A 23,943-nucleotide genomic window follows, 5' to 3' on the forward strand; every position below is an offset into this window, starting at 1 on the left:
TTAAACGATCGCCTGACACTCTCGTCCTCGCGAGGTTTTCGCGAGGACGCGCGCCATGGCCAACAAGCCCGAATATGTCGACCTGATCAGCGAGGCCACGCGCCAGCACCGCCGGCGCGCGCCGCGCCTGCACATCGTCGCCAAGCCCGAGGTCGAGGAGACCTCGAAGCTCAGCCGCTGGCCGCCTGCGATGTTCAAGCAGTGGAAGCTCGATAATCTGATGCGGTGGAAAGCTTCGTCGTGGAAGCTGAAGGATTGGCTGTAGCCGCCGGACGAGCAAAGGGCGCCACTGAGGCGCCCTTTTCACGTCGATCGTGCTTACCAATAGTACCTGTACGGATGGTGCCAGCGATGCCAGCGGCAGATGCGGCGCGGGCCGTAATAGGTCCAGATGACCCGGCAGCGGCGCGGATAGTGGTAGTAGGGATAGTAGCCGCCGACATAATAGCGCCGGTGGAAGTGGCGATAGCCGAAATGGGGACGATAGCCCCAGTGGCGGTGATAGCCGCCATAATGACGAAATCCGCCGTAGCGAATGCCGCCGCCGTGGAAGGCCGGCCCGGCGCGGAAGCCGCCGCCATGAAAGCCGCCGCCGCGGAAGCCGCCGAAATGTCCGCCGCCACCGCGGAAGCCACCGCCGCCGTGAAAATGTCCGCCACCACCATGCCCACCGCCGCCCTGCCGGACCTGCGTGACGAGGTCGTCGGCCGCAGCTTTCGTCGCAGGTGACGTCGCCGGATTGATCAAGGTGAGCGCTTCAGCGCGATGCGCGCTCCCGGCCGACAGCATCAGCGTCGCCGCAGCCGCAATCCCGAGCAGGCGCACCGGGCCTGCCCGGAGACCCAAACTCCTCAGCATGGACTTCTCCCTGAATTTGGACAGCGGAGTGGCGATGCTCGTTCCCGGCCCGCGTCATCCCTGTTCAATTGCAGTCGCTCGCGGGGTTAAATTGCTAACAGCGATGTGAACGCGCCATGAATGAACGAGGCGGGCGCCGCGCTGCGGCGCTGTGCCGCTACGGGAAGGAAGTCTTGAGATGACCGTCTACGCGATTGCACAATTGAAGATGACCGACCGCGCAGCCTACGATCGCTATCAGGCGCGGTTCTTCGATGTGTTCAAGAAGTACAATGGGCGCCTGCTCGCTGCCGATGAGCGACCGCGCGTGCTCGAAGGGGCGTGGCCGCACGACAAGCTGGTCATGATGTCGTTTCCGGACGAGGCCGCCTTCCTCGCCTTCTCGAACTCACCCGACTACGAGGAGATTTCGCGCGACCGCAAGGCGGGCGCGCAGGCGACCGTGTTACTGGTCAAGGGATTTGCGCCCGCCGGCTAGGACGTCACCAGAACGGCCCGTAGCCGAACACGAAGGGCGCGGGCACGCCGTAGGGATAGGGACGATAGTGGACCGGCCGCGCGTAATAGCGGGGATCATGGCGCACGACGGGCCGGGCAATATGTTGGGGCGGCGCGGGTCGCCGCACATCGAAAACTGCGATCCCCGCCGAGGCCTCCGGCACCGTCGTCCTTGGCGCCGCGGCCGCGCAGGGCAGGCCGGCGGCAAGCGCGACGACAACGGCCCATGCAAACCATCTCGCCATGACGATCCCTTGGGGCATCAGCCGGGGCGCCAGTAGCAGCTCATCCGCGGCACGATCACCGTGCCGCTGGGTCGGAATTCCTGCACATAGGTCGCGTTGCATTCGCGGACCGCATTGGGACCCGGATTGTAGCGCGGATAGACGCCGTCAGGGCTGTAATAGGGCGTGACGCGCAAGCGTGGCGGCCGCTTGCGCGGCGGCGGGGCATCAGGCGGGGCTGCCTGGGCGAGGCGAATCTCGGGGCCGGCGGTCTGGGCCTCGGCGCCAACGCAAAATGGCGAAAACAACCCCATGCACAGTAGCGTCAGCGCTGTTTTCGCTCGCATTTTTCCGCCCACCTGAAACGTCCCGTTCGAGGCCCACGCTCCCCGTTTTGGCGGCGCCCGTCAACCTCGCCGCGCTTTATAAAGCGGGATGCATCAGCGGGAAACCCGCGCTGGAGCCCGTTTCAATGGAATTGAAACCGGCTCCAGATTCTTACTTTGACGCGTTTTCTTCGCGCGAAGCAGTATCCACTTCGCTCGAAAACGCTTTAGAACAACCCCATGTGGACGGAATTGAAAGCGCCCTCGCTGGCCGAGATGGAAGCGACGGCACACGAGATCTTCGAGCGCCTGCCGGCGGAATTTCGTAGCCTGTGCGAGGGCGTGATCCTCCGCGTCGACGACTTCCCGACCGAGGAGGTCCTGGACGAGATGGAATGCGAGAGCGAGTTCGACCTGCTCGGCCTGTTCCAGGGCGTCGGCCTGCCGCAGCAGAGCCTTGGCGACGTGGCGCGGCTGCCCAACATGGTCTGGCTCTACCGCCGGCCGATCCTGGATTACTGGGCCGAGCACGACGAGAGCCTTGGCCATATCGTCCGCCACGTCCTGATCCACGAGATTGGCCACCATTTTGGCCTGTCGGACGACGATATGGCGGCGATTGAGGCAAAGGCAGAGTAGGAGGCGCCGGCGTGAGATGAGCCCCCTCCCCCGCTTGCGGGCCGCGACGAGCTTCCCTCGCGCTGAGAGGGTTGGGGAGAGGGTCTCTCCGCAGCGGGACAATCCCTCGGAGGATAGAGCCCCCACCAGCCGCGCTTCGCGCGTCGACCTCCCCCGCAAGCGGGAGAGGTGAAGTCCCGACGCCGCACCAGCTCTGCCTCAAACCAGCCAAGCAGACGAGACCTGCCGAATTCGGCCTAGGATTCAGGCCCCGGACACGATAAACACGCCTTCCCTGAACCACCCCGGAAAAGCGCAACCATGGACAAGTTCACCACGCTGGAAGGCGTCGCGGCGCCGCTGAAGATCATCAATGTCGACACCGACATGATCATTCCGAAGCAGTACCTCAAGACCATCAAGCGCACCGGCCTTGGCAAGGGGCTCTTCTCCGAGCAGCGCTACAAGGACGACGGCAGCGAGAATCCGGACTTCGTTCTCAACCAGCCCGCCTATCGCAATGCCAAGGTGCTGGTCGCCGGCGACAATTTCGGCTGCGGCTCGAGCCGCGAGCATGCGCCCTGGGCGCTGCTCGACTTCGGCATCCGCTGCGTGATCTCGACCTCGTTCGGCGACATCTTCTACAACAACTGCTTCAAGAACGGCATTCTGCCGATCCGCGTCAGCCAGGAAGACCTCGACAAGCTGTTCGACGATGCCGAGCGCGGCGCCAACGCGACGCTGACGATCGACCTGCCGAACCAGGAGATCCGCGGCCCCGATGGCGGCAAGGTCAAGTTCGAGATCGATCCGTTCCGCAAGCACTGCCTGATCAACGGCCTCGACGACATCGGCCTGACGATGGAGAAGAAGTCCTCGATCGACACCTATGAGGACAAGCTCAAGCGCGAACGCGCCTGGGCCTGATCATAGGATTTCATTCGAGCCCCGGTGCTGTCGGCGCCGGGGCTTTTTCTTTGTCCTGAATATTATAGCTTCCGCGCATGCTGCCCGACATCGTCACCTTCTGGCATGGCCCGATGGACGCCCTGCGCCAGACCTGTCTGCGCTCGCAGCTCGCGGCCGGCCACAAGGTCACGGTCTACAGCTTCGACACCATTCCCGGCCTGCCCGCCGGCGTCGCCAACGCGGATGCCGAAGCGATCCTGCCGCATGCGTTCTCGGAACGCTTGCGGCCCCCGCAACCGGATGGAAGCTGGCGCGACTGGACCACGCTGCAGTTCAGCGATTTCTTCCGCATGAAGCTGATGGCGAAGAATCTCGGCCTCTGGCTCGACGCCGACGTGCTGCTCTTGAAGGCGGTCGAGATTGATCCGGCAAAGCCTTACTTTGCCTGGGAGCGGCCACGCCAGCTCGGCAATTCCGTGATCTACCTGCCGCCCGGGCACGGCATCGTTGCCGCCTTCGAGGAGCTGATGGAGCAGGAGGAGCTGACGCCGAACTGGCTGTCGGTCCGCCATCGCATCACATTCATGATGCGCCGCCTGCGCGGCGGCTCAAGCCGCCTCTCCGATATCCGCGTCGCGATCTTCGGACCTGCCGCGCTCACCGCGCTCGCGCGCCGTACCGGCGAGCTGCAGAACGCGCTGCCCAAGCAATCGTTCTATGCCGTGCATGCCGAGCCAAAACTGTTCTTCGATCCCTCGAGCTATCTCGGCCTCGTCACCAACCCCGAGATCATCGGCCTGCACATCTCGCCCAAGGGCCGCGGTGGCGAAAAGCCGATTCCGGGCAGCCTGTATGCCTGGGCGGCGGAGCGGTTTCCGTAAGCGCCTCTCCGTGTCCCGGACGCGGTGCAGCGTGCAACGCTGCTCCGCAGAGCCGGGACCCAGCTACCTGTGGGCCCCGGCTCAGCGGCGCACCACTGCGTGCTGCGCCGCGTCCGGGGCACGCGATCAACCTCGTCCCTCCAGTTTGATCCAGCGCAACGCGCTTCTGCATCATTGTGCTTAATTCGCTCCAATTCCGCTGTTCGAAGGGAGCTTTCCATGAGCACCGCAAGCAGGCCATATCCCATCGTCCAGGACCTCATCGACTCCTTTGCGAGCTGGCTGAAGCATCGCCGCGAGATGAACGAGATGCGGCAGCTCGATCGCGCCGATTTCGACCGGATCGCGAGCGACTTGAGGATCGCGCCTGACGATCTCGAGGAACTGGTCCGCCACGGCAAGCATTCTGCCGACGAGCTGCCAATGATGCTGCAGCAACTCGGCATCAGCGCCGAAGGCCTCGGCCGCGCACAGCCGCTCCTTCTCCGCGACATGGAGCGGGTCTGCTCGCTATGCAATAACAAGGGACAATGCGACCGCGATCTGGCCGACGGCACTGCCGCGGAGAACTATCACGGCTACTGCGGCAACGCCGCGACGCTCGAATCGCTCGATCGCGCCGATGTCGCGCCGCGGTGAGCGGCGCAGAAGATTCGCTCGCCGCACACTCATCAATCCCGACCTTGGATCGGCGCAAGGATGTCTGCTGTGCCGCTGATAGCGGGGTATGGCAGATCTCCCCAGAGGTCCGCGCCGGGTCAGGGTTAAACTCGCGCGCTGCCGCAACCAACACTGGTCGATCAGCACGTGGTGCACCTCGCCGAGCGGCAAAAAATCGCGAATAGTATGATGTATGCAAGATTCCGTTTGCGCGAGGAGGATGCCGGCAAGGTCACCGCAATTATCCGTGCTTGATCTCGACGAATGGCTCTGTTTGGATAGTTTCGCTTCGGGCAATTCGTATTTCGGATAATCATGGCAAATGAAGTAGATCGATCCCGTCGTTCATGGGGTGCTCGTTCACAAGAAAGCATCGTGACCGTCCACCGCGCGGGCATCGGGAATCGGCTGCTGGCGGCGCTGCCGCCGGCGGATCTCGGCTTGCTCACGCCCTACTTCCAGAAGGTCTCGTTCGAACCCGATGCCGTCCTGGTGCGGTCGGGCGATGAGCTCGACCCGGTTTATTTTCCCCATAGCGGCGCAATCGCCTTCATGCTCGATATGCCGGACGGGCAAACGGTCGCAACCACCTTGATGGGACGGGAAGGCGCTTTGGCCTCGTTCTCCGTGCTCGGCCCGTCGCTTTCATCCGTGACGGCGGTTACTCGCATAGCCGGCACAGCATCGCTGATTTCCGCCGCCAAATTTCGCGCCGCCTTTGCGCAAAGCACAGCCATCAGGAACGTCGTGCAGGTCCACGCCCGCGCGGTGTTATTGCAGCTCCAGCACGTGGCCGCTTGCAACGCGCTCCACCGGGTGGATGGCCGCATGGCGCGGTGGCTCCTGCAGCTTCACGACCGCGTGCCCGATGACCGGCTTCCGGTGACGCAGGAGGCGCTTGCGCAACTGCTTGGGGTGCGACGGACGACAGTAACCCTGACGATGAGCAAGCTACGCGAGGCCGGCGCGGTCCCGTCCGACGGACGCGGGTTTGTAGAGATCGATCGGGCGCGGCTCGAGAAGGTCGCATGCGATTGTTATGCGCTCATGCAGCGCAACATCGATCGGATGTATTGCGAGGAATTGGCCGCACCGTCCTCTGCTCTCGGCGAACAGAAGATGGCGCTTTGTCGCGGAAAAGCGGATATCGCTTTTTCGAGTTGACGCTTCAGCCCTTGCTCATCGCGGCAATAGCATCCGCGATTGCGATCGTGCGCCTTGCCATGTCGGCGTGCAGGCGCTCCACCATCGCACCATCCAACCGGATCGCGCCGCGCGAGACGTTCTCCGGCAGCTCGAACGCCGCGATGATTTTTCGCGCGCGCGCGACTTCCTCTTCGGGCGGCGTGAAGATCGCGTTGCAGGCGTCGATCTGCGAGGGGTGGATCAGCGTCTTGCCGTCGAAGCCGAGATCGCGGCCCTGCGCGCATTCGGTGGCGAAGCCGTCGGAATTGGCGATGTCGCTGTAGGGGCCGTCGAGGATTTCGAGGCCGTGGGCGCGCGTCGCCAGGATGCAGTGCGTGATCATCGGGATCATCGCGGCGCGGCCGGGCAGCATCCTGATGCGCGTTTCGCGTGAGATATCGTTCGGGCCGAACACGAAGCCTGACAGGCGCCGCGATTGATCGCGCCCGGCCTCGGCCAGCTCCTCCGCGTGCAGCACGGCGCGCGCGGTCTCGATCATGGCCCAGACCTTCACCGTCGGCGCCGCGCCAAGCTCGGTAAGACGGAGGCCGATCGTATCGAGATCTTCGACACTTGAAACTTTTGGAACCAGGATGCCGTCGGGCGAAGTCTTGGCGGCCATGGCGAGATCGTCGGCCCACCAGGGCGTGTCGAGACCGTTGGTCCGGATCAGGATCTCGCGCTTGCCAAAGCCCTTGGCTGCGATCGCGGCGGCGATCCCATCACGGGCCACCGCTTTGGCATCCGGCGCGACGGAATCTTCCAGATCCAGGATCAGGCCGTCGGCGGCGAGATTGCGCGCCTTTTCCAGCGCACGGGGGTTGGAGCCGGGCATGAACAGATGGCTGCGGCGCGGGCGGGTCATGCGAGCGTTCCTTCCGGTTTCCTCAAGCGGGCTCTTGATCGAAGCCGATAGCACCTGGCCTGCCTATTCGAAAGGCTTGTTCGCCCCTGCGGTCTATGATTAGGCATAGGTATGATGACATTCCCAGAGCATTTGCTGGAAGGCTACAGGGCCTTCGCCACCCAGCGGCTGCCGACCGAGCAGACCCGCTATCGCGACCTCTCGGTGAAGGGGCAATCGCCGGAAGTGATGGTGATCGGCTGCTGCGACAGCCGCGTCTCGCCGGAAGTGATCTTCGACGTCGGCCCGGGCGAATTGTTCGTGGTCCGCAACATCGCCAATCTGGTGCCCGTGTATCAGCCCGACGGCAACGCGCATGGCGTCTCGGCCGCGCTGGAATATGCGGTGACGGTGCTGAAGGTGAAGCACATCGTGGTGCTCGGCCACGCCCAATGCGGCGGCATCCGCGCCTTCGTCGACAAGATCGAGCCGCTCACGCCCGGCGACTTCATCGGCAAATGGATGCAGATGTTCATCAAGCCGGGTGAAGTGGTCGAGCAGCGCGACCATGAGAGCATGGCGCAATTCGTCGAGCGCATCGAGAAGGCCGCGGTGTTCCGCAGCCTGGAAAACCTGATGACGTTCCCGTTCGTACAGAAGGCAGTCGACAGCGGCCAGATGCAGACCCACGGCGCCTATTTCGGCGTCGCGGAGGGATCGCTGTTCGTGCTGGACAAGGTTGCGAAGGAATTCAAGAACGCGCGGGGCGTGGCGTAGGCCACCGCTCTCGTAGGGTGGGCAAAGCGAACCGTGCCCACCACCTGTCGCAATCGGAAAGAATGGTGGGCACGGCGCTTTGCGCCTTTGCCCACCCTACGGCAGCGGTGACGTGCCTTACGCCGCCTGCTTCTTCGCGCTGATCAGCTTGCGGTTGATCAGCACTTCCGCGATCTGGATGGCGTTGAGCGCGGCGCCCTTGCGGAGGTTGTCGGACACGCACCACAGCACGAGACCGTTCTCAACCGTCGCGTCCTCGCGGATGCGGCTGATGTAAGTCGCGTCCTCGCCGGCCGCTTCGTAAGGCGTCGCGTAGCCGCCGGGCTCCTGCTTGTCGATGACGAGACAGCCGGGCGCCTTGCGCAGGATGTCGCGCGCCTCATCCGCCGTGATCGGATTCTCGAACTCGATGTTGACGGCCTCGGAGTGGCCGACGAACACCGGCACGCGCACGCAGGTGGCGGAGAGCTTGATCTTGGGATCAAGAATCTTCTTGGTCTCCGCCATCATCTTCCACTCTTCCTTGGTGTAGCCGTCCTCCATGAAGACGTCGATGTGGGGGATGACGTTGAAGGCGATGCGCTTGGGGAATTTCTTCGCGACCAGCTCGTCGTTGGTGTAGACGGCCTTGGTCTGCGAGAACAGCTCGTCCATCCCGTCCTTGCCGGCGCCCGACACCGATTGATAGGTCGAGACCACGACGCGCTTGATGGTCGCCTTCTCGTGCAGCGGCTTGAGCGCGACCACGAGCTGCGCGGTCGAGCAGTTCGGGTTGGCGATGATGTTCTTCTTCTTGAAGCCTTCGGTCGCGCCTGCGTTCACCTCCGGCACGATCAGCGGCACGTCCGGATCCATGCGCCAGGCCGACGAGTTGTCGATCACGACGGCGCCGGCGGCGCCGATCTTCGGCGACCATTCCTTCGACACCTCGCCGCCGGCCGACATCAGGCAGATGTCGACGTCGGAGAAGTCGTAATGCTCGAGCGCCTTGCACTTCAGGGTGCGGTCGCCATAGGAGACCTCGACGCCGACGCTGCGGCGTGACGCCAGCGCCACGACCTCGTCCGCGGGGAATTTGCGCTCATCGAGAATGTTGAGCATTTCCCGTCCGACATTGCCGGTCGCGCCGACGACTGCGACTTTGTAACCCATCGTTCACTCTCCGATGAAAAAGCCCGTTCCCGAAGCTGACGCTTAAACGGGAAGAGCAGCGCTTCTATGCGAGAACCGGCCTCAAGACAACGTTGGACCATGCCTTAGGGACGTGGATGCAGTCGCCTGAGGCCAGCACGGCCGTTAGCCCTACCCAGATCCACCTGACTCTCTTGGCTATCGCCGACGAGGTCGTCGGCACGCTGGCGCATCTGGTCGCCTATGTGGGGGCGCTCGCGCTGTTTGCCATCCTCGCCCTCGCGGCGCTCGGCCAGCTGCCCGAGCTGCGCGGCGATGATCCCGCAGACAAGCCGGGCTGGAGCACGGCCGATCGCTCGCACCCGGCCTTCGCCCTGAGCCGGATCGATTCATCAGATAAAACAACCTCTTACACCATCCTTCGGCATCCCGAAGGCGGCCGCAAAGACGTGATGCGCTGGGCGAGCGCGGCGGACCAGCCGGTGGCCGAGCTCGAAATCTATCGGGAAGGTGGCGAATTCGATGTGACCCGTCCTGTCGCGATGGACCTCGCCGTCCAGATGGGCCTCGGAGCGGCCACCCCGCTCGAGCAAGCCGGCCTGATCGAGACGAAATTCGGCCCCGTCGCGCTGTTCCGGCCGATCGGCACGGACAAGGGGACGCCGGCCTGCCTCGGCTACCTCAAGCGCAACGAGGAGCCGGCCTTGCAGATCTCCGGCTTCTCCTGCCAGGGCGATACCCTGCCCGCCCGGCGCGCGGCGATCGCCTGCACGCTGAACCGGCTGACGCTGCTGACCTCCGGCAACGAGCCGAAGCTGGCGGAATTGTTCGCCCATGCCGAGCTGAAGCGCCGCGGTTGTGACCTCGCGGGCTCGCCGGACTGGCTGCTGGGCGCCGCCAACGCGCAATTGCGCGGGGCGCTTTGACCGGCATCAAGCTCAAGTGGCTGGTATTGATGCAACTTTTGCCAGCGCGCGCGATTATTCCGAGCTGGTGTGACCCAATAGACCTAGTTGCGCTCACCCCGGCCGGGCTAGTATGGGGGTGAAATCGACTGGCGGCCTGCCGCCTGAAGGGGACGTGATGAGCTCGAAATTCTCTGCCAAATTGGCGACCTTGCTTGCAGCGGGCGCCGTGATTGCCATGTCCTCTGCCATTGTGGCGACGCCGGCCTCGGCCGACACCAAGACCAGGCGCTATGACGAGCGTGGCCGGCACTATTACGGCCCTGGTGGACCCAACGCCGTCTACCAGCAGGGCCGCACCCGCATCTATGTCAGCAAGCGCTCCTGGCTCGACGGCGGCACCGAGGTCAATCCGGGCGACCGCAAGTTCTCCGACTACGCCTTCCCGCCGGCGGTCGGCTATCCGTCATTCGCCCGCGAGAATCTCAACCGCCCGATCGACCGCCAGCCGCTTTCGCCCCCGCAGGACGTCGGCGGCTACCCGCAGAATTTCCCGCTGTACTGAGCGGAGTTATCGACCGAATCAAAATGGCCGGCTCGCGCCCGGCCATTTTTGTTTTTGCGAGGTGCCGTAGGGTGGGCAAAGGCGCCCTTGCGCCGTGCCCACGATCTCTCTCGGTCACGAAAAATGCGTGGGCACGCTTCGCTTTGCCCACCCTACGATTCCTGTTGCTTGGGTGAGATGCGTGCGCCTCACGCGTTCGCAGCCGGATCATAGCGCCTGCAAAACTCCTCGATCGCTTCGGAGCGGAAATCGGCGAGGCGCTCGAAGATGAGCTCATCCGGCCAATCCCACCAGGCGATGCGGCGCAGGCTGTCCGCAACGGAATCAGGAAAGCGCTTGCGGATCGGACGCGCGGGAACGCCGCCGACGATCGTGTAGGGCTCGACATCGCGGCTGACCACCGCGCCCGCAGCGATCACCGCGCCGTCACCAACGTTCACGCCGGGCAGCAGGATGGCGGCGTGCCCGATCCAGACATCATTGCCGACGATCACCCGGTCGCCGCGGCGGTCCGCGAAGAAGTCGCGGTCGCGCGTCACGCCCGCCTCGTAATATTCCGGGCAGTAGGTGAAGCGATGCTGCGACGGCCGGCCCATCGGATGATTGGGCGCACCGATCCGCACCGAATTGGCGATGGCCGTGAATTTTCCGATTTCCGCGTCGGCGACCTCGCAGTTCTCGCCGAGATAGGAGTAGTCGCCGAGCGAGGCATATTCGATGCGGGGTGGCTGAGGACGTCGCAGCGCCGCCCGATCTGCGCCTCGCGCTGGCGCACCGTGTCATGGATGATGGTTTCCGCGATCTTGGGGCGGGGTGAAGCGTCCATGAATCAGCTCCGAGAGCAGGTGCCGCAGGGTGGGCAAAGGCGCAACGCGCCGTGCCCACCATCTCTTTCTAATCAGCACTCAGAACGTGGGCACGCTTCGCTTTGCCCACCCTACGAGAGCGGTGCCTGCCGTTACGCGTGCAGCTTCTGCAGTTCCTTCAGGATCGCTTCGCCCATCTGCGTGGTCGAGGCGGCCGTGGTGCCTTCCGACTTGATGTCGGCGGTGCGCAGACCGCTGGCGAGCACCGCGGCGATCGCGGCGTCGACCTTGTCGGCGAGCGCGCCCATGTCGAAGGAATAGCGCAGCGCCATGCCGAACGACGAGATCATCGCGATGGGATTGGCGAGGCCCTGGCCTGCGATATCAGGCGCCGAGCCATGCACGGGCTCGTACAGCGCCTTGCGCTTCTTGGTCTTGACGTCGACCTCGCCGAGCGAGGCCGAGGGCAGCATGCCAAGCGATCCCGTCAGCATCGCCGCGATGTCGGACAGCATGTCGCCGAACAGATTGTCGGTGACGATGACGTCGAACTGCTTCGGCCATTTCACCAGCATCATGCCGCCGGAATCGGCGAGCTGGTGCTCGAGCGTGACATCAGGGTATTCGCGCTTGTGGACCTGGGTCATGACCTCGTTCCAGAGCACGCCCGATTTCATGACGTTGCGCTTTTCCATCGACGTCACTTTGTTCTTGCGCTTCCTGGCAAGCTCGAAGGCGACGCGGCCGATGCGCTCGATCTCATAGGTGTCGTAGACCTGGGTATCGACGGCGCGCTTCTGGCCATTGCCGAGGTCGGTGATGGTCTTGGGCTCGCCGAAATAGACGCCGCCGGTGAGCTCGCGCACGATGACGATGTCGAGGCCTTCGACGGCCTCACGCTTCAGGCTCGATGCATCGGCCAGCGCCGGGTAGCACACCGCGGGACGGAGGTTGGCGAACAAGGCCAGATCCTTGCGCAGGCGCAAGAGGCCGGCTTCGGGGCGCACCTCGTAGGGCACCGCGTCCCACTTCGGACCGCCGACCGCGCCGAAGATGATGGCATCGGCGGCAAGCGCCTTGGCCATGTCGCCCTCGGAGATCGACACCTTGTGCGCGTCATAGGCGGAGCCGCCGACGAGGCCGGTGTCCGTCTCGAACTTGGCGATCCCGGCCGAATTGAGCCAGTCGATCAGCCGCTTCACCTCGCCCATCACCTCGGGGCCGATACCGTCGCCGGGAAGCAGCAGCAATTTGTGGGTCGCCATGGTCGTTTCCTCTGAGATCGATTTCGGCCGGAGTGCTAGAGCGGCGTTGCGCGCTTGGCAAGACACCATTGCCGGGGTGCGGCTGTGCAAGGCGGACGGGGCCTGCCACACTGGGTGGGCCGGAGAACCCCTTGCACGCCCAAAACTGCTTTACTAAAGACCGCCGTGTCCCGCCTGACGCGCATCCCGCGCGGCTGATCCTGACCCTGTCGCTGGCGGCGACGGTCGGGCTCGGCATCGGCCGCTTTGCCTATGCGCTGGTGCTGCCCGACATGCGGGAGGCCCTCGGCTGGTCCTACTCGGCGGCCGGATTCATGAACACCATCAACGCCGTCGGCTATCTCGTCGGCGCGCTGGTGGCGTCGCGCCTGATCCAGCGCGTCGGCTGGGCAGCCGCGATCCGCGGCGGAACTGTGGCCTGCGTCGCCGCGCTCGCCATTTGCGCGCTGACGGGGAATTTCGTCGCGCTGAGCTTGGCGCGCCTCGTACTCGGTCTCGGGGCCGCGGCGGGCTTCGTCGCCGGCGGCGCGCTCGCTGCGACCATCGCCCAGTCGCGCCCGGAGCGGGCCAATTTCCTGCTCAGCCTGTTCTATGCCGGGCCCGGCATCGGCATTCTGTCCTCGGGGCTGATCGCGCCGTTCACGCTGCAATATTTCGGGCCGGGCTCGTGGTGGATGGTGTGGTGGGCGCTGACACTGCTCTCGGCCGCGATGACCGTGCCGCTGTTCCTGATCCGCATCGAGAGCGGCGCCCGTTTCTCGGAAGGCAGCCACGCCGCCTTCGCGATTCGTCCCGTGCTGATCTACCTCGCGGGCTATTTTCTGTTCGGCGCGGGCTACATCGCCTACATGACCTTCATGATCGCCTATGTACGCGACGGCGGCGGCGGGGCCGCAGCACAAGCGGCGTTCTGGGGCCTGATCGGCCTGTCCGCCTTCGTGACCCCCTGGGCCTGGCGCGGCGTGCTGGCGCTCGATCGCGGCGGATTGGCCACCGCCATCATCCTCGGCACCAACGCGCTCGGCGCGGCCCTGCCGATGCTCGGGCATTCACCGGCCTGGCTCGCGGTCTCCGCCGTGGTGTTCGGCGTCGCCTTCTTCGCCGTGGTCGGCTCGACCACCGCCTTCGTGCGCTTCAACTATCCGCCGGCGATGTGGCCGACCGCGATCGCGGCGATGACGATTTCGTTCGGCGTCGGGCAAACGCTGGGGCCGATCGTGGTCGGCGCCATCACGGACGCGCTGGGGAGCTTGAGCTACGCGCTCAACGTATCGGCGGCGCTGCTGGCGCTGGGGGCGGTCGCGTCGCTATGTCAGCGGAAGGTGGGGCCAGCCAAGGAATCGGCGCCGTAGGGTGGGCAAAGGCGCGTAGCGCCGTGCCCACGGTTTTATTCATGATGGATGGAATGGTGGGCACGCTTCGCTTTGCCCACCCTACGGCAGCTTCGCCGGAACGGCGATCAGCTCCCGCTAAACGAATTGTACCCCTGGTCTTCCCAATAGCCGCCCTTGTAGTCGTTGGTGACTTCCATCGAGACCACGTATTTCGGGTTCTTGAAGCCGAGTTTTGTCGGCACGCGGATCTTCATGGGAAAACCATAGGCGCGCGGCAGGATTTCATTCGCGTATTTGAACGTCATCTGGGTCTGCGGATGCAGCGCGCTGCGCATGTCGAGCGGCGAATTGTAGCCGTCCTTGTCGGCGCACTGGAACCAGACGTATTTGGCGCGCGTGTCGGCGCCGATCAGCTTGAGGAAATCGCGCAAGGGCGTGCCGGTCCAGCTGCCGATCGCGCTCCAGCCCTCGACGCAGATGTGACGCGTGATCTGCGTGACCTCAGGCAGCTTGTAGAGCTCGTCCAGTGTCCACGACTTCTTGTTGTCGACCAGACCGCGAACCTCGAGTTTCCAGTCGGCGCCAGCGACGTCGGGTGCGTCGTCGAGATCGTAATAGGCATTGAACGGGAACGGCTTCGTGATCGCGCTCTCGGGAAAAGTCGGCGCCAGCGCGTCGGGATTGAAGATGAAGGCCTGCACCGCGTCGTTGAATTTCGAGACCTGCTTCAGCATCTCCTCCGCCGAGGACGAGTCGATCACACCGCAGCCGGTGAGCAACGTCAGCGCGCCGAGACTGGCGCCGCCCGCGATGAAGCGACGGCGGGTGACGTCGGGCATCGTCTTGATGGAGTCCTTGATCAGGAGCCGCTTGTCGACGCCGGGGATCAGGAATGAACGCTTGGCCATGTTCTCCTCACAAATCTATTTTGAGCATGATCTTGTCGGAAAACCGCTTTACACTTTTCCGGATCATGCTCTAGCGACCGATGATCATGGCGCGCAGGCTCTTCGGCACGAGCAGCGCGAGCAGGACGTGAACGACGAGGAACGCGCAGATCGCGACCATGCAGAAGAAATGGATGTAGCGCGCGGTCGGGTAGTCGCCGAACAGGGCGACGAGATAATAGAGCTGCACCGGCTTCCACATCCCTAAGCCCGTGAGCACGATCAGCACGCCGACCACGATGATGCCGGCATAGAGCAGGCGCTGCACGTAATTGTAGACGGTAAGGTCGTCATGGCCGAGCTTGAAGGTCAGCGCTGCCCTGACGTCGTGGAGCACGCCCGACGGTGTGATCGGCAACAGCTTCTTGCGGAAGCGGCCGGTGGCGAAGCCAGTGATGAGATAGGCGAGCCCGTTGATCATCAACAGCCACATCGCCGCAAAGTGCCAGAGCAGGCCGCCGCCGAGCCATCCGCCGAGCGTGTACTCGCGCGGAAAACTGAAGCCGAACAGCGGCGAGGCGTTGTAGATCTGCCAGCCCGACAGGATCATCAGGATCATGGCCAGCGCATTGACCCAGTGCATGACGCGAACCCAGGCCGGCTGGATCACTTTGGCCGGGGCGGCGCTGACCTGTTCGTCGGTGACTGTGAGGCTCGACATGATGGTTCCGTCCTGAATGTCGTGTGACACCGATTATACGCCGATGCGCCCGCTTTCGTTACGCCCTGTCCGCCATCGAATCGATAGCGTCGGGCTATGACGGTCACAATAAAGCGAGCCGGATGCCCCCGGCTCGCCGTTTCGTCGCATCCTGTTCGGGGATGAAACAGGATCGCGCGGTGTTACGTCGCCGGCATCAGCACGGTGTCGACCACATGGATCACGCCGTTGGACTGGTTGACGTTGGAGATCGTGACCATCGAGGTGCCGCCCTTGGCATCGACTATCCAGGTCTTGCCGTCCATCTTCTTGACCGTCAGTTCCTCGCCTTCGGCGGTCTTCAGCTTCTTGCCCTCGGTGAGGTCGGAGGCCTCGAGCTTGCCGGGCACGACGTGGTAGGTGAGGATCCTGGTCAGGGTCGCCTTGTTCTCGGGCTTGACCAGATTGTCGACGGTGCCGGCCGGCAGCTTGCCGAAGGCGGCGTTGGTCGGCGCGAACACCGTGAACGGACCCTTGCCTTCCAGCGTCGGCACCAGGCCGGCCGCCTTCACCGCCGCGACCAGCGTGGTGTGGTCCTTCGAATTGACCGCGTTCTGGACGATGTTCTTGGACGGGAACATCGCGGCGCCGCCGACCATGACGGTCTTCTCCTCGGCGCGGACAGGCGCGACGACGGTCGCGGTGATGGCCAGGGCGCTGAAGGCGGCGGCGGCGAGATAGGCAATGCGCTTCGACATGGAAAGTCTCCCGATTGAATTGGTACCGGCGATGACCGGTGTTGGGTTGGGGCAACAACGGCGACTGCGACCTGTTGGCGTGAAGCAGCAGCGCCGTCGTTGGACCGAACTACGGGAGGGTTCGGGTTGCGGTTTCGGAGAAAAATTCTTTGTGATGCGTGAAACTATGGAGCGGCGTGTCCGTGTGATGCGCGAGCACGCCAAGGACGGTGCCGTAGGGTGGGCAAAGCGCAGCGTGCCCACCAACCGCAAATGGAGAGAGATGGTGGGCATGGCGCTTTGCGCCTTTGCCCACCCTACGACAGTGCGCCCGTTGCAGTAGTTGTGCCCGCACTAATCCCTGTTGTTCGGCGTCTGAATGAATCCGCGATTATGCGTCGGGCTGATCAGCAGCTCGTTGATGCAGACGCGCGGCGGCATACTCGCGATGAACGCGATGGTGCGGCCGAGATCTTCGGATTGCAGCATCTTGGCCTGCTCGTCCTCGCTCGGCACCACCGGGCGCAGCTTGAGGATCGGCGTCGCTACCTCGCCCGGCATCAGACAGCAGGCGCGCAGGCCGTTGACGCATTCGTCCATGTTGAAGGAATGGGTCAGCGCCAGCACCGCATGCTTGGTCGTGGTGTAGGCCGGCCCCGGCATCTTCGAGACGTGGCGGCCGGCCCAGGACGAGACGTTGATGATCGCGCCGTCCTGCTGCTTGCGCATCGTCGGCAGCACCGCGCGCATGCAATAGAGCACGCCGTTGAGATTGACCTGGACCAGTCTGTCCCAGCCCTCCAGTTCCATGTCCTTCCAGCTGCGCTTGGGAACATTGATGCCGGCATTGTTGACCAGGAGGTCGATGCGGCCGTGCCTGGCGACGATCTGATCGGCGGCTTTCTGGGCTTCCGCAGCGTTGGCCACGTCCAGCGCGATGGCCTCGGCCGCCCCGCCCGTCTTGGCGATTTTGGCAACCACGGTATCCAGGGCGTCCTTCCGCCGGCCGGACACCACCACCGTCCAGCCGTCGGCCGCCAGCGCCTCGGCGCCGGCCTCGCCGATCCCGCTGCCTCCACCCGTGACCCAGGCCACGCGTTTCCCACCTTTTGTCATGCAAACTGTCTCCGTTGCTTCATTGGGGCGGTTTTTGCTAATCCAGCCGTCGGTTTGACCGGCCTTCGCCGGCGAGGAATGTTGCATGAACCCAGCTGCCAACGCCAATTTGTTCTCCCGCCTGTTCGACGGCCTGGACGATCCGAAGCGCCTCGCGATCGAGACGCATGACGGCGGCCATATCAGCTATGGCGAGTTGATCGCGCGGGCCGGGCAGATGGCAAATGTGCTGGTCGCGCGCGGCGTGAAGCCGGGCGACCGCGTTGCGGTGCAGGTCGAGAAATCCGTCGCCAATATCGTGCTGTATCTCGGCACTGTCAGGGCCGGCGCGGTCTACCTTCCGCTCAACACCGCCTATACGCTGAACGAGCTCGATTACTTCATCGGCGACGCCGAGCCGTCGCTGGTGGTCTGCGATCCCTCCAAGGCGGAGGGCCTCGCCCCGATCGCCGCCAAGGTAAAGGCCAAGATCGAGACGCTCGGAGCTGACGGCAAGGGCTCGCTGACGGAAGCCGCCGACAATGCCAGCAGCGAATTCACGACCGTCGCGCGGGCGAACGACGATCTCGCCGCCATCCTCTACACCTCGGGCACCACGGGGCGCTCCAAGGGCGCGATGCTGACGCATGATAATCTGGCGTCGAACTCGCTCTCGCTCGTCGGCTACTGGCGCTTCACCGACAAGGACGTGCTGATCCACGCGCTGCCGATCTATCACACGCACGGCCTGTTCGTGGCGACCAACGTGACACTGTTCGCGCGGGCGTCGATGATCTTCCTGCCGAAGCTCGATCCGGATTTGATGATCAAGCTGATGGCGCGCGCCACGGTGCTGATGGGCGTGCCGACCTTCTATACGCGCCTGCTGCAAAATTCCGCGCTGTCGCGCGACACCACAAAGCATATGCGACTGTTCATCTCGGGCTCGGCGCCGCTGCTGGCCGAGACCCATCGCGAATGGTCGGCGCGGACGGGGCACGCCGTGCTCGAACGCTACGGCATGACCGAGACCAACATGAATACGTCGAACCCCTATGACGGCGAGCGCGTGCCCGGCGCAGTCGGCTTTCCCTTGCCGGGCGTCTCCGTGCGCGTGACCGAGCCCGAGACGGGCAAAGAGCTGCCGCACGAGGAGATCGGCATGATCGAGGTCAAGGGCCCGAACGTCTTCAAGGGCTATTGGCGCATGCCGGAGAAGACCAAGTCCGAATTCCGCGACGACGGCTTCTTCATCACGGGCGATCTCGGCAAGATCGACGCCAAGGGCTACGTCCACATCCTCGGCCGCGGCAAGGATCTCGTGATCTCCGGCGGCTTCAACGTCTATCCGAAAGAGATCGAGAGCGAGATTGACGCCATGCCGGGCGTGATCGAATCCGCTGTGATCGGCGTGCCGCACGCCGATTTCGGCGAGGGCGTCACGGCGGTTCTGGTCTGCAACAAGGGCGCGGACGTGAGCGAGGCCTCGGTACTGAAGGCGCTCGACGGGCGGCTTGCGAAGTTCAAGATGCCCAAACGCGTCTTCGTCGTCGACGAGCTGCCGCGAAACACCATGGGCAAGGTGCAGAAGAACATCCTGCGGGATACGTACAAGGATATCTACGCGAAGAAGTGAAGGGACTCGTCGCAGGTTGCGACGAGGAGCATCCACAAAACGCGCTGTCATGCCCGGCTTGACCAGGGCATCCAGTACGCCGCAGCCTTTCGAGGCAAGCACCGCCGTCTCTGGAATACTGGATCGCCCGATCAAGTCGGGCGATGACAGCGGAGTGTGTGGTAAGCGTTATGGCGCACGCCACTCACAGCCCGCCGACCAGACTCATCACGAACCGGCTGCCGACGATCAACAGATAACATCCGAACGCGACTTCCAGCGTGCGCTTCGACATCGCATGCGCGGCTCTCACGCCTAGCGGCGCGGTGACGAGGCTCATCGGCATCACCAGCATGGCGCCGATCAGCGAGACGTAGCCGAGTGCGAACGGGATCTGCAGGGCTGCGACGGCCGGATAGTTCGCCGCCGCAGGCCAGCCCGCATAGATGTAGCCGAGCGCGCCGGGGATCGAGATCAGCACCGCGAGTGCGGATGACGTCGCCACCGCCTGATGGATCGGACGGCTGTAGAAGGTCATCAGCAGGTTCGAGAACAGGCCGCCGCCGATGCCCATCAGCGTCGAAAGAATACCGACGCAAAAGCCGTAGACGCGCATCAAGGGACCCTTCGGCAGATCGTCGCCCAACTTCCAGCCTTCGCGCGCGAAGATGAGGCGTGCCGCCGCCGACCAGGCGACACAGACGAACACGATCTTGAACAGCCGCTCCGGCGCATAGCGCGCGACCACGCTGCCGGCGACCACGCCCATCACGATCGGCAGCCACCACACCCGCAAGATGGCCATATCGACGGCGCCGCGCTTGTAATGCGCCTGGAACGAACGGATCGAGGTCGGGATGATTACCGCGAGCGAGGTGCCGATGCAGAGCGGCATGCGCACCTGCAGCGGCACGCCGGCGATGCGAAAGCATTCGTAGAACACCGGCACGAGAATCGCGCCCCCGCCGATGCCGAACACGCCGGCCAAAAATCCCGAAAGCGCGCCGGTTGCGATCAGCAGCAGCGCGAGCTCGACGATGTCCCTGATATCAAGTCCTGCAATCACCCCAGACCTGCCCCGGCGACTGGTCGCAACCTCTCCCGACGTCAGCCGGAGACGGCTGCGGTCCCAGCTTTAGGCGATCCGGGTTGCGTGGTCGACGCACCGGACGTGCCGGCTGGGGTGGAATGCGGGCTGCGCATATCCGCGGTCCCAGCGAAACCGGCCCAGCGTACGGCGGGCCGAGTCGCCCTGGCCCTGGCGGGGCGGCTACGGCCGACACGGACCGATTGCTGCGAGCGGCGAGCGGCGGGGCAGTGGGTTAGAGGCGTTCCAATAGTGATTTCAATGCGCCCTGCTCGCGCCACCAAGTAATGAATTTATATTCTTAATTTCGCTGGCAGACAGATGCTCTGGTATACCAAGCCCCTGATTGGCCTTGTTTCATCAACGCTCTAGAGCTGAACCATGGTTCGATTTATGGCAATTTGGAGATTGCGCAGGCCAAATCGACTCCGTAAATAGAGCCGACCTTTCCGATCCCCGCGCGCCCCCTGCTGGGCCGCCATAAAACATCAAAGCCCATGACCGCACGGATCGAACGACCCCTCTCGCCGCACATGCAAGTCTACCGCTGGACGCTGACGATGGCTCTGTCCATCATCCATCGCGCCACCGGTATTGCCCTCTATTTCGGAACCCTGCTGCTGGTCTGGTGGCTGGTTGCCGCGGCTTCCGGCCCGGCCGCTTACGCGCACGTCCAGGCCTTCGCCGGCAGCATCATCGGGCGGCTGATCGTGTTCGGCTACACCTGGGCGCTGATGCACCATATGCTCAGCGGCATCCGGCATTTCGTGTGGGACCTCGGCTACGGCTTCAAGGCCAATGAGCGGGAAGCGCTGACCTGGGGTGCCCTGATCGGCGGCATCGCGCTGACGGTGCTGATCTGGATCATCGCCTATGCGAACGGAGGTGGACGATGAGCGCATCCGATACGCCGAAGCGCAGCCTGCGCACCCCGCTCGGCCGCGTCCGCAATCTCGGCGCCGCGCATTCCGGCACGTCCGATTTCTGGCGTCAGCGCATCACCGGCGTCGCCATGACGCTGCTGATGATCCCGGCGCTGGTGATCATCGTGATGCTGCTCGGCCGCAATCAGGTCTACGCTGCGCAGACCCTGAGCTCCATTCCCGTCGCGGTGATCCTGCTCCTCTTCATTTTCGCCAGCGCCTGGCACATGAAGATCGGCATGCAGGTGGTGATCGAGGACTACGTCCATAACGAGAAGCTGAAGCTCGTCTCGATCATGCTCAACAATTTCTTCTCGGTCGCCGTGGCGCTCGCCTCGACCTACGCGATCCTGAAACTGTCCTCCGGAGTGTAACCCATGGCCACCACAACGAATGGCACGGGCAACGGCGCTCCCGCCACCAACGGCAAAGCCTATCCGATCGAAGACCACACCTATGACGTCGTCGTGGTCGGCGCCGGCGGCGCGGGCCTGCGCGCCGTGGTCGGCTGCAGCGAAGCCGGCCTGCGCACGGCCTGCATCACCAAGGTATTTCCGACCCGCTCGCACACGGTGGCGGCGCAGGGCGGCATCTCCGCCTCGCTCGGCAACATGCACAAGGACGACTGGCGCTGGCACATGTACGACACCGTGAAGGGGTCGGACTGGCTCGGCGACCAGGACGCGATCGAATACATGGTGCGCAACGCGCCCGACGCGGTCTACGAACTCGAGCATTGGGGCGTTCCGTTCTCTCGCACCGAGGACGGCAAGATCTATCAGCGTCCGTTCGGCGGCATGACCATGGACTACGGCAAGGGCCAGGCGCAGCGCACCTGCGCCGCCGCCGACCGCACCGGTCACGCCATGCTGCACACGATGTACGGCCAGTCGCTGCGCCACGCCGCCGAGTTCTTCATCGAGTTCTTCGCCATCGACCTGATCATGGACGACCAGGGCACCTGCCGCGGCGTCATCGCGCTCAAGCTCGACGACGGCACGCTGCACCGCTTCCGCGCCCAGACCGTGATCCTCGCGACCGGCGGCTACGGCCGCGCCTATGCCTCCTGCACCTCGGCGCACACCTGCACTGGCGACGGCGGCGGCATGGTGCTGCGCGCTGGCCTGCCGATGCAGGACATGGAGTTCGTGCAGTTCCACCCGACCGGCATCTACGGCTCGGGCTGTCTCGTCACCGAAGGCGCCCGCGGCGAAGGCGGCTATCTCGTCAACTCGGAAGGCGAGCGCTTCATGGAGCGCTATGCGCCCTCGGCCAAGGACCTCGCCTCGCGCGACGTCGTCTCGCGCGCGATGACCATCGAGATCCGCGAAGGTCGCGGCGTCGGCAAGAAGAAGGACCACATCTTCCTGCATCTGGACCATCTCGATCCCGCGGTGCTGGCCGAGCGGCTGCCGGGCATCTCGGAATCCGCAAAGATCTTCGCCAATGTCGACGTGACGCGCGAGCCGATCCCAATCGTGCCGACGGTGCACTACAACATGGGCGGCATCCCCACCAACTATCACGGCGAAGTCCTGACCAAGAAGGACGGCGACGACAACGCCATCATCCCCGGTCTGATGGCGATCGGCGAAGCCGCCTGCGTCTCCGTGCACGGCGCCAACCGCCTCGGCTCGAACTCGCTGATCGACCTCGTCGTGTTCGGCCGCGCCGCAGCACTCCGCCTTGCCGAGAAGCTGACGCCCAATGCCAAGCAGCCGGAGCTGCCGGCGAACTCGTCCGAGCTCGCGCTCGGCCGGCTCGACCATTACCGCTACGCCTCCGGCGGCACGCCGACCGCAAAGCTGCGCGAAGGCATGCAGCACGTGATGCAGAGCAATTGCGCGGTGTTCCGCACCGGCGAAGTCCTCAGCGAGGGCCAGAACCTGATCGAGAAGGTCCACAGCGGCATCACCGACATCGCCGTGTCCGACCGCTCGCTGGTGTGGAATTCGGACCTCGTCGAGACGCTCGAGTTCGACAATTTGATCTCGCAGGCGGTGGTGACGATGAACTCGGCCGCCAACCGCACCGAGAGCCGCGGCGCGCATGCGCGCGAGGATTTCTCCGAACGCGACGACAAGAACTGGATGAAGCACACGCTGGCCTGGCTGGACGATGCCGGCAAGGTCAAGATCGAGTACCGCCCGGTTCACGACTACACCATGACCAACGACGTGCAGTACATCCCGCCGAAAGCGCGTGTGTATTGAGCGAACAGCGAAGGCCTTATCGAGATGGTTGAATTCGCACTTCCGAAGAACTCCAAGATCACTGGCGGCAAGACCTGGCCGAAGCCCGCGGGCGCGACCGAGACCCGCGAGTTTCGCGTCTATCGCTGGAATCCGGACGACGGCAAGAATCCGAGCGTCGACACCTATTACGTCGACACCAATGATTGCGGCCCGATGGTGCTGGACGGCCTGATCTGGATCAAGAACCACATCGACCCGTCGCTGACCTTCCGCCGCTCCTGCCGCGAAGGCGTCTGCGGCTCCTGCGCCATGAACATCGACGGCCAGAATACGCTCGCCTGCACCCGCTCGATGCACGACGTGAAGGACGGCGCGGTGAAGATCAATCCGCTGCCGCACCAGCCGGTGGTGAAGGACCTCGTCCCCGACCTCACCAATTTCTACGCCCAGTACGCATCGGTCGAGCCGTGGCTGAAGACCACCTCGCCGACGCCGCAGAAGGAATGGCGCCAGACCCACGAGGACCGCGAGAAGCTCGACGGCCTCTACGAGTGCATCCTGTGCGCCTGCTGCTCGACCTCGTGCCCGAGCTATTGGTGGAACAGCGAACGTTATCTCGGCCCCGCCGCGCTGCTCCAGGCCAACCGCTGGGTGTCCGATTCGCGCGACGAGGCGACCGGCGAGCGGCTCGACGATCTCGAGGATCCATTCCGCCTCTACCGCTGCCACACCATCATGAATTGCGCCAAGGCCTGCCCGAAGGGACTGAACCCGGCGGAAGCCATCGCCGAGCTCAAGCTCAAGATGGTCGAGCGCCAGATCTAAAGGCGCGGTTCATGCTTCCTGTCCCGGCCAGTCCGGCCGGGATATTCCGAGATCGCAGTCAATTCGAGTAGAATTTTCTCCGACCCGCGGTGC

At 64.2% G+C, this 23,943-nt stretch carries 29 protein-coding genes; 17 read left to right on the plus strand and 12 right to left on the minus strand.

All coding sequences use genetic code 11. The features are described 5' to 3' along the window. Window positions 1-55: 55 nt before the first annotated feature. Window positions 56-265: a hypothetical protein gene (locus A3AS_RS0117685; RefSeq protein ID WP_018318906.1), complete on the plus strand. Its 210-nt coding sequence runs from the start codon at window positions 56-58 to the stop codon at window positions 263-265. 53 nt (window positions 266-318) lie between these two features. Here the strand turns inward: A3AS_RS0117685 and A3AS_RS0117690 are convergent, their stop codons facing one another. Beyond that, entirely contained in the window at window positions 319-858 is a 540-nt protein-coding gene (locus tag A3AS_RS0117690) for a hypothetical protein (RefSeq protein WP_026202093.1), read from the minus strand. A gap of 178 nt (window positions 859-1,036) precedes the next feature. Here A3AS_RS0117690 and A3AS_RS0117695 point away from each other — a divergent pair, with 178 nt between their 5' ends. Beyond that, window positions 1,037-1,336, plus strand: coding sequence for a DUF1330 domain-containing protein (locus tag A3AS_RS0117695; protein ID WP_018318908.1), 300 nt, complete (start codon window positions 1,037-1,039; stop codon window positions 1,334-1,336). A 4-nt stretch (window positions 1,337-1,340) separates the two neighbouring features. Here A3AS_RS0117695 and A3AS_RS0117700 read toward each other — a convergent pair whose 3' ends face one another. Together A3AS_RS0117700 and A3AS_RS0117705 are read right to left on the minus strand one after the other, a co-directional pair. Continuing rightward, complete coding sequence (locus A3AS_RS0117700; protein ID WP_026202094.1) at window positions 1,341-1,601, minus strand: hypothetical protein; 261 nt, start codon at window positions 1,599-1,601, stop codon at window positions 1,341-1,343. Window positions 1,602-1,618: 17 nt separating this feature from the next. Next, the gene (locus tag A3AS_RS0117705) at window positions 1,619-1,894 is read right to left on the minus strand and encodes a hypothetical protein (protein WP_018318910.1); all 276 of its coding nucleotides are present in this window, start codon (window positions 1,892-1,894) and stop codon (window positions 1,619-1,621) included. A 252-nt stretch (window positions 1,895-2,146) separates the two neighbouring features. Between A3AS_RS0117705 and A3AS_RS0117710 the strand changes: the two genes are divergently transcribed. The 5 genes from A3AS_RS0117710 to A3AS_RS43500 all read left to right on the plus strand — a co-directional run bounded on the left by A3AS_RS0117710 (window position 2,147) and on the right by A3AS_RS43500 (window position 6,138). Further along, window positions 2,147-2,545, plus strand: a complete 399-nt coding sequence (locus tag A3AS_RS0117710; protein WP_018318911.1) for a metallopeptidase family protein — start codon at window positions 2,147-2,149, stop codon at window positions 2,543-2,545. 300 nt (window positions 2,546-2,845) lie between these two features. Continuing rightward, complete coding sequence (gene leuD / locus A3AS_RS0117715; protein ID WP_018318912.1) at window positions 2,846-3,451, plus strand: 3-isopropylmalate dehydratase small subunit; 606 nt, start codon at window positions 2,846-2,848, stop codon at window positions 3,449-3,451. A 77-nt stretch (window positions 3,452-3,528) separates the two neighbouring features. After that, complete coding sequence (locus A3AS_RS0117720) at window positions 3,529-4,314, plus strand: hypothetical protein (RefSeq protein WP_018318913.1); 786 nt, start codon at window positions 3,529-3,531, stop codon at window positions 4,312-4,314. Between the two features lie 219 nt (window positions 4,315-4,533). After that, entirely contained in the window at window positions 4,534-4,953 is a 420-nt protein-coding gene (locus tag A3AS_RS0117725; RefSeq protein ID WP_018318914.1) for a hypothetical protein, read from the plus strand. Between the two features lie 396 nt (window positions 4,954-5,349). After that, a complete protein-coding gene (locus tag A3AS_RS43500) occupies window positions 5,350-6,138 on the plus strand; it encodes a Crp/Fnr family transcriptional regulator (RefSeq protein WP_018318915.1) in 789 nt (262 codons plus the stop codon). 4 nt (window positions 6,139-6,142) lie between these two features. Here the strand turns inward: A3AS_RS43500 and A3AS_RS0117735 are convergent, their stop codons facing one another. Beyond that, on the minus strand, window positions 6,143-7,024 hold the full coding sequence (locus A3AS_RS0117735) for a CoA ester lyase (RefSeq protein WP_018318916.1): 882 nt from the start codon (window positions 7,022-7,024) through the stop codon (window positions 6,143-6,145). Window positions 7,025-7,135: 111 nt separating this feature from the next. Between A3AS_RS0117735 and A3AS_RS0117740 the strand changes: the two genes are divergently transcribed. Continuing rightward, window positions 7,136-7,780 (plus strand): carbonic anhydrase, encoded by a 645-nt coding sequence (locus A3AS_RS0117740; protein WP_018318917.1) that lies wholly within the window; start codon window positions 7,136-7,138, stop codon window positions 7,778-7,780. Between the two features lie 117 nt (window positions 7,781-7,897). Here the strand turns inward: A3AS_RS0117740 and A3AS_RS0117745 are convergent, their stop codons facing one another. After that, window positions 7,898-8,932, minus strand: a complete 1,035-nt coding sequence (locus A3AS_RS0117745; RefSeq protein ID WP_018318918.1) for an aspartate-semialdehyde dehydrogenase — start codon at window positions 8,930-8,932, stop codon at window positions 7,898-7,900. A 116-nt stretch (window positions 8,933-9,048) separates the two neighbouring features. On the opposite strand from A3AS_RS0117745, the gene A3AS_RS0117750 reads away from it, so the two are divergent. Together A3AS_RS0117750 and A3AS_RS0117755 are read left to right on the plus strand one after the other, a co-directional pair. Beyond that, window positions 9,049-9,837: a hypothetical protein gene (locus A3AS_RS0117750; protein ID WP_018318919.1), complete on the plus strand. Its 789-nt coding sequence runs from the start codon at window positions 9,049-9,051 to the stop codon at window positions 9,835-9,837. A gap of 157 nt (window positions 9,838-9,994) precedes the next feature. Next, entirely contained in the window at window positions 9,995-10,381 is a 387-nt protein-coding gene (locus A3AS_RS0117755; RefSeq protein WP_026202095.1) for a hypothetical protein, read from the plus strand. Window positions 10,382-10,569: 188 nt separating this feature from the next. On the opposite strand, the gene A3AS_RS0117760 is transcribed toward A3AS_RS0117755, so the two are convergent. After that, the gene (locus A3AS_RS0117760) at window positions 10,570-11,124 is read right to left on the minus strand and encodes a DapH/DapD/GlmU-related protein (RefSeq protein WP_371260681.1); all 555 of its coding nucleotides are present in this window, start codon (window positions 11,122-11,124) and stop codon (window positions 10,570-10,572) included. Window positions 11,125-11,339: 215 nt separating this feature from the next. Further along, a complete protein-coding gene (gene leuB, locus A3AS_RS0117765; RefSeq protein WP_018318921.1) occupies window positions 11,340-12,452 on the minus strand; it encodes a 3-isopropylmalate dehydrogenase in 1,113 nt (370 codons plus the stop codon). 131 nt (window positions 12,453-12,583) lie between these two features. Between leuB and A3AS_RS0117770 the strand changes: the two genes are divergently transcribed. After that, a complete protein-coding gene (locus A3AS_RS0117770; RefSeq protein ID WP_026202096.1) occupies window positions 12,584-13,804 on the plus strand; it encodes a YbfB/YjiJ family MFS transporter in 1,221 nt (406 codons plus the stop codon). 107 nt (window positions 13,805-13,911) lie between these two features. On the opposite strand, the gene A3AS_RS0117775 is transcribed toward A3AS_RS0117770, so the two are convergent. The 3 genes from A3AS_RS0117775 to A3AS_RS0117785 all read right to left on the minus strand — a co-directional run bounded on the left by A3AS_RS0117775 (window position 13,912) and on the right by A3AS_RS0117785 (window position 16,131). Then, entirely contained in the window at window positions 13,912-14,694 is a 783-nt protein-coding gene (locus A3AS_RS0117775; protein ID WP_018318922.1) for a molybdopterin-binding protein, read from the minus strand. Between the two features lie 70 nt (window positions 14,695-14,764). After that, window positions 14,765-15,394: a cytochrome b/b6 domain-containing protein gene (locus A3AS_RS0117780; protein ID WP_018318923.1), complete on the minus strand. Its 630-nt coding sequence runs from the start codon at window positions 15,392-15,394 to the stop codon at window positions 14,765-14,767. A gap of 182 nt (window positions 15,395-15,576) precedes the next feature. Further along, complete coding sequence (locus A3AS_RS0117785; protein ID WP_018318924.1) at window positions 15,577-16,131, minus strand: fasciclin domain-containing protein; 555 nt, start codon at window positions 16,129-16,131, stop codon at window positions 15,577-15,579. Between A3AS_RS0117785 and A3AS_RS47275 the strand changes: the two genes are divergently transcribed. After that, on the plus strand, window positions 16,118-16,453 hold the full coding sequence (locus A3AS_RS47275) for a hypothetical protein (protein WP_157644286.1): 336 nt from the start codon (window positions 16,118-16,120) through the stop codon (window positions 16,451-16,453). The two genes, A3AS_RS0117785 and A3AS_RS47275, sit on opposite strands and share 14 nt — an antisense overlap. An 11-nt stretch (window positions 16,454-16,464) precedes the next feature. Here the strand turns inward: A3AS_RS47275 and A3AS_RS0117790 are convergent, their stop codons facing one another. Further along, complete coding sequence (locus tag A3AS_RS0117790; RefSeq protein ID WP_026202097.1) at window positions 16,465-17,226, minus strand: SDR family oxidoreductase; 762 nt, start codon at window positions 17,224-17,226, stop codon at window positions 16,465-16,467. An 85-nt stretch (window positions 17,227-17,311) separates the two neighbouring features. Here A3AS_RS0117790 and A3AS_RS0117795 point away from each other — a divergent pair, with 85 nt between their 5' ends. Beyond that, window positions 17,312-18,841, plus strand: coding sequence for a malonyl-CoA synthase (locus A3AS_RS0117795; protein ID WP_018318926.1), 1,530 nt, complete (start codon window positions 17,312-17,314; stop codon window positions 18,839-18,841). A 184-nt stretch (window positions 18,842-19,025) separates the two neighbouring features. Here the strand turns inward: A3AS_RS0117795 and A3AS_RS0117800 are convergent, their stop codons facing one another. Further along, a complete protein-coding gene (locus tag A3AS_RS0117800; RefSeq protein WP_018318927.1) occupies window positions 19,026-19,886 on the minus strand; it encodes a sulfite exporter TauE/SafE family protein in 861 nt (286 codons plus the stop codon). A gap of 518 nt (window positions 19,887-20,404) precedes the next feature. Here A3AS_RS0117800 and sdhC point away from each other — a divergent pair. The 4 genes from sdhC to A3AS_RS0117820 are packed head-to-tail and all read left to right on the plus strand — an operon-like array spanning window position 20,405 to window position 23,850. After that, window positions 20,405-20,803 carry a succinate dehydrogenase, cytochrome b556 subunit gene (gene sdhC, locus A3AS_RS0117805; RefSeq protein WP_018318928.1) on the plus strand — a complete coding sequence of 133 codons (399 nt, stop codon included), beginning with the start codon at window positions 20,405-20,407 and terminating at the stop codon, window positions 20,801-20,803. After that, entirely contained in the window at window positions 20,800-21,204 is a 405-nt protein-coding gene (gene sdhD, locus A3AS_RS0117810) for a succinate dehydrogenase, hydrophobic membrane anchor protein (RefSeq protein ID WP_018318929.1), read from the plus strand. The genes sdhC and sdhD overlap by 4 nt, the downstream gene beginning before the upstream one ends. A gap of 3 nt (window positions 21,205-21,207) precedes the next feature. Then, on the plus strand, window positions 21,208-23,043 hold the full coding sequence (gene sdhA, locus A3AS_RS0117815) for a succinate dehydrogenase flavoprotein subunit (protein ID WP_018318930.1): 1,836 nt from the start codon (window positions 21,208-21,210) through the stop codon (window positions 23,041-23,043). Window positions 23,044-23,067: 24 nt separating this feature from the next. Then, window positions 23,068-23,850: a succinate dehydrogenase iron-sulfur subunit gene (locus tag A3AS_RS0117820; protein WP_018318931.1), complete on the plus strand. Its 783-nt coding sequence runs from the start codon at window positions 23,068-23,070 to the stop codon at window positions 23,848-23,850. The last annotated feature ends 93 nt before the right edge of the window (window positions 23,851-23,943 follow it).

The sequence above is a fragment of the Bradyrhizobium sp. WSM2793 genome (assembly GCF_000379585.1).
GTDB lineage: Bacteria > Pseudomonadota > Alphaproteobacteria > Rhizobiales > Xanthobacteraceae > Bradyrhizobium.

Bases quoted from the DNA above. Each gene is read 5' to 3' on its own strand.
- A3AS_RS0117685 (WP_018318906.1), top strand. From the start codon at position 56: ATGGCCAACAAGCCCGAATATGTCGACCTGATCAGCGAGGCCACGCGC.
- A3AS_RS0117690 (WP_026202093.1), bottom strand. From the start codon at position 858: ATGCTGAGGAGTTTGGGTCTCCGGGCAGGCCCGGTGCGCCTGCTCGGG.
- A3AS_RS0117695 (WP_018318908.1), top strand. From the start codon at position 1,037: ATGACCGTCTACGCGATTGCACAATTGAAGATGACCGACCGCGCAGCC.
- A3AS_RS0117700 (WP_026202094.1), bottom strand. From the start codon at position 1,601: ATGGCGAGATGGTTTGCATGGGCCGTTGTCGTCGCGCTTGCCGCCGGC.
- A3AS_RS0117705 (WP_018318910.1), bottom strand. From the start codon at position 1,894: ATGGGGTTGTTTTCGCCATTTTGCGTTGGCGCCGAGGCCCAGACCGCC.
- A3AS_RS0117710 (WP_018318911.1), top strand. From the start codon at position 2,147: ATGTGGACGGAATTGAAAGCGCCCTCGCTGGCCGAGATGGAAGCGACG.
- leuD (WP_018318912.1), top strand. From the start codon at position 2,846: ATGGACAAGTTCACCACGCTGGAAGGCGTCGCGGCGCCGCTGAAGATC.
- A3AS_RS0117720 (WP_018318913.1), top strand. From the start codon at position 3,529: ATGCTGCCCGACATCGTCACCTTCTGGCATGGCCCGATGGACGCCCTG.
- A3AS_RS0117725 (WP_018318914.1), top strand. From the start codon at position 4,534: ATGAGCACCGCAAGCAGGCCATATCCCATCGTCCAGGACCTCATCGAC.
- A3AS_RS0117735 (WP_018318916.1), bottom strand. From the start codon at position 7,024: ATGACCCGCCCGCGCCGCAGCCATCTGTTCATGCCCGGCTCCAACCCC.
- A3AS_RS0117740 (WP_018318917.1), top strand. From the start codon at position 7,136: ATGATGACATTCCCAGAGCATTTGCTGGAAGGCTACAGGGCCTTCGCC.
- A3AS_RS0117745 (WP_018318918.1), bottom strand. From the start codon at position 8,932: ATGGGTTACAAAGTCGCAGTCGTCGGCGCGACCGGCAATGTCGGACGG.
- A3AS_RS0117750 (WP_018318919.1), top strand. From the start codon at position 9,049: ATGCAGTCGCCTGAGGCCAGCACGGCCGTTAGCCCTACCCAGATCCAC.
- A3AS_RS0117755 (WP_026202095.1), top strand. From the start codon at position 9,995: ATGAGCTCGAAATTCTCTGCCAAATTGGCGACCTTGCTTGCAGCGGGC.
- leuB (WP_018318921.1), bottom strand. From the start codon at position 12,452: ATGGCGACCCACAAATTGCTGCTGCTTCCCGGCGACGGTATCGGCCCC.
- A3AS_RS0117775 (WP_018318922.1), bottom strand. From the start codon at position 14,694: ATGGCCAAGCGTTCATTCCTGATCCCCGGCGTCGACAAGCGGCTCCTG.
- A3AS_RS0117780 (WP_018318923.1), bottom strand. From the start codon at position 15,394: ATGTCGAGCCTCACAGTCACCGACGAACAGGTCAGCGCCGCCCCGGCC.
- A3AS_RS47275 (WP_157644286.1), top strand. From the start codon at position 16,118: ATGCGCTTCGACATGGAAAGTCTCCCGATTGAATTGGTACCGGCGATG.
- A3AS_RS0117785 (WP_018318924.1), bottom strand. From the start codon at position 16,131: ATGTCGAAGCGCATTGCCTATCTCGCCGCCGCCGCCTTCAGCGCCCTG.
- A3AS_RS0117790 (WP_026202097.1), bottom strand. From the start codon at position 17,226: ATGACAAAAGGTGGGAAACGCGTGGCCTGGGTCACGGGTGGAGGCAGC.
- A3AS_RS0117795 (WP_018318926.1), top strand. From the start codon at position 17,312: ATGAACCCAGCTGCCAACGCCAATTTGTTCTCCCGCCTGTTCGACGGC.
- sdhC (WP_018318928.1), top strand. From the start codon at position 20,405: ATGACCGCACGGATCGAACGACCCCTCTCGCCGCACATGCAAGTCTAC.
- sdhD (WP_018318929.1), top strand. From the start codon at position 20,800: ATGAGCGCATCCGATACGCCGAAGCGCAGCCTGCGCACCCCGCTCGGC.
- sdhA (WP_018318930.1), top strand. From the start codon at position 21,208: ATGGCCACCACAACGAATGGCACGGGCAACGGCGCTCCCGCCACCAAC.
- A3AS_RS0117820 (WP_018318931.1), top strand. From the start codon at position 23,068: ATGGTTGAATTCGCACTTCCGAAGAACTCCAAGATCACTGGCGGCAAG.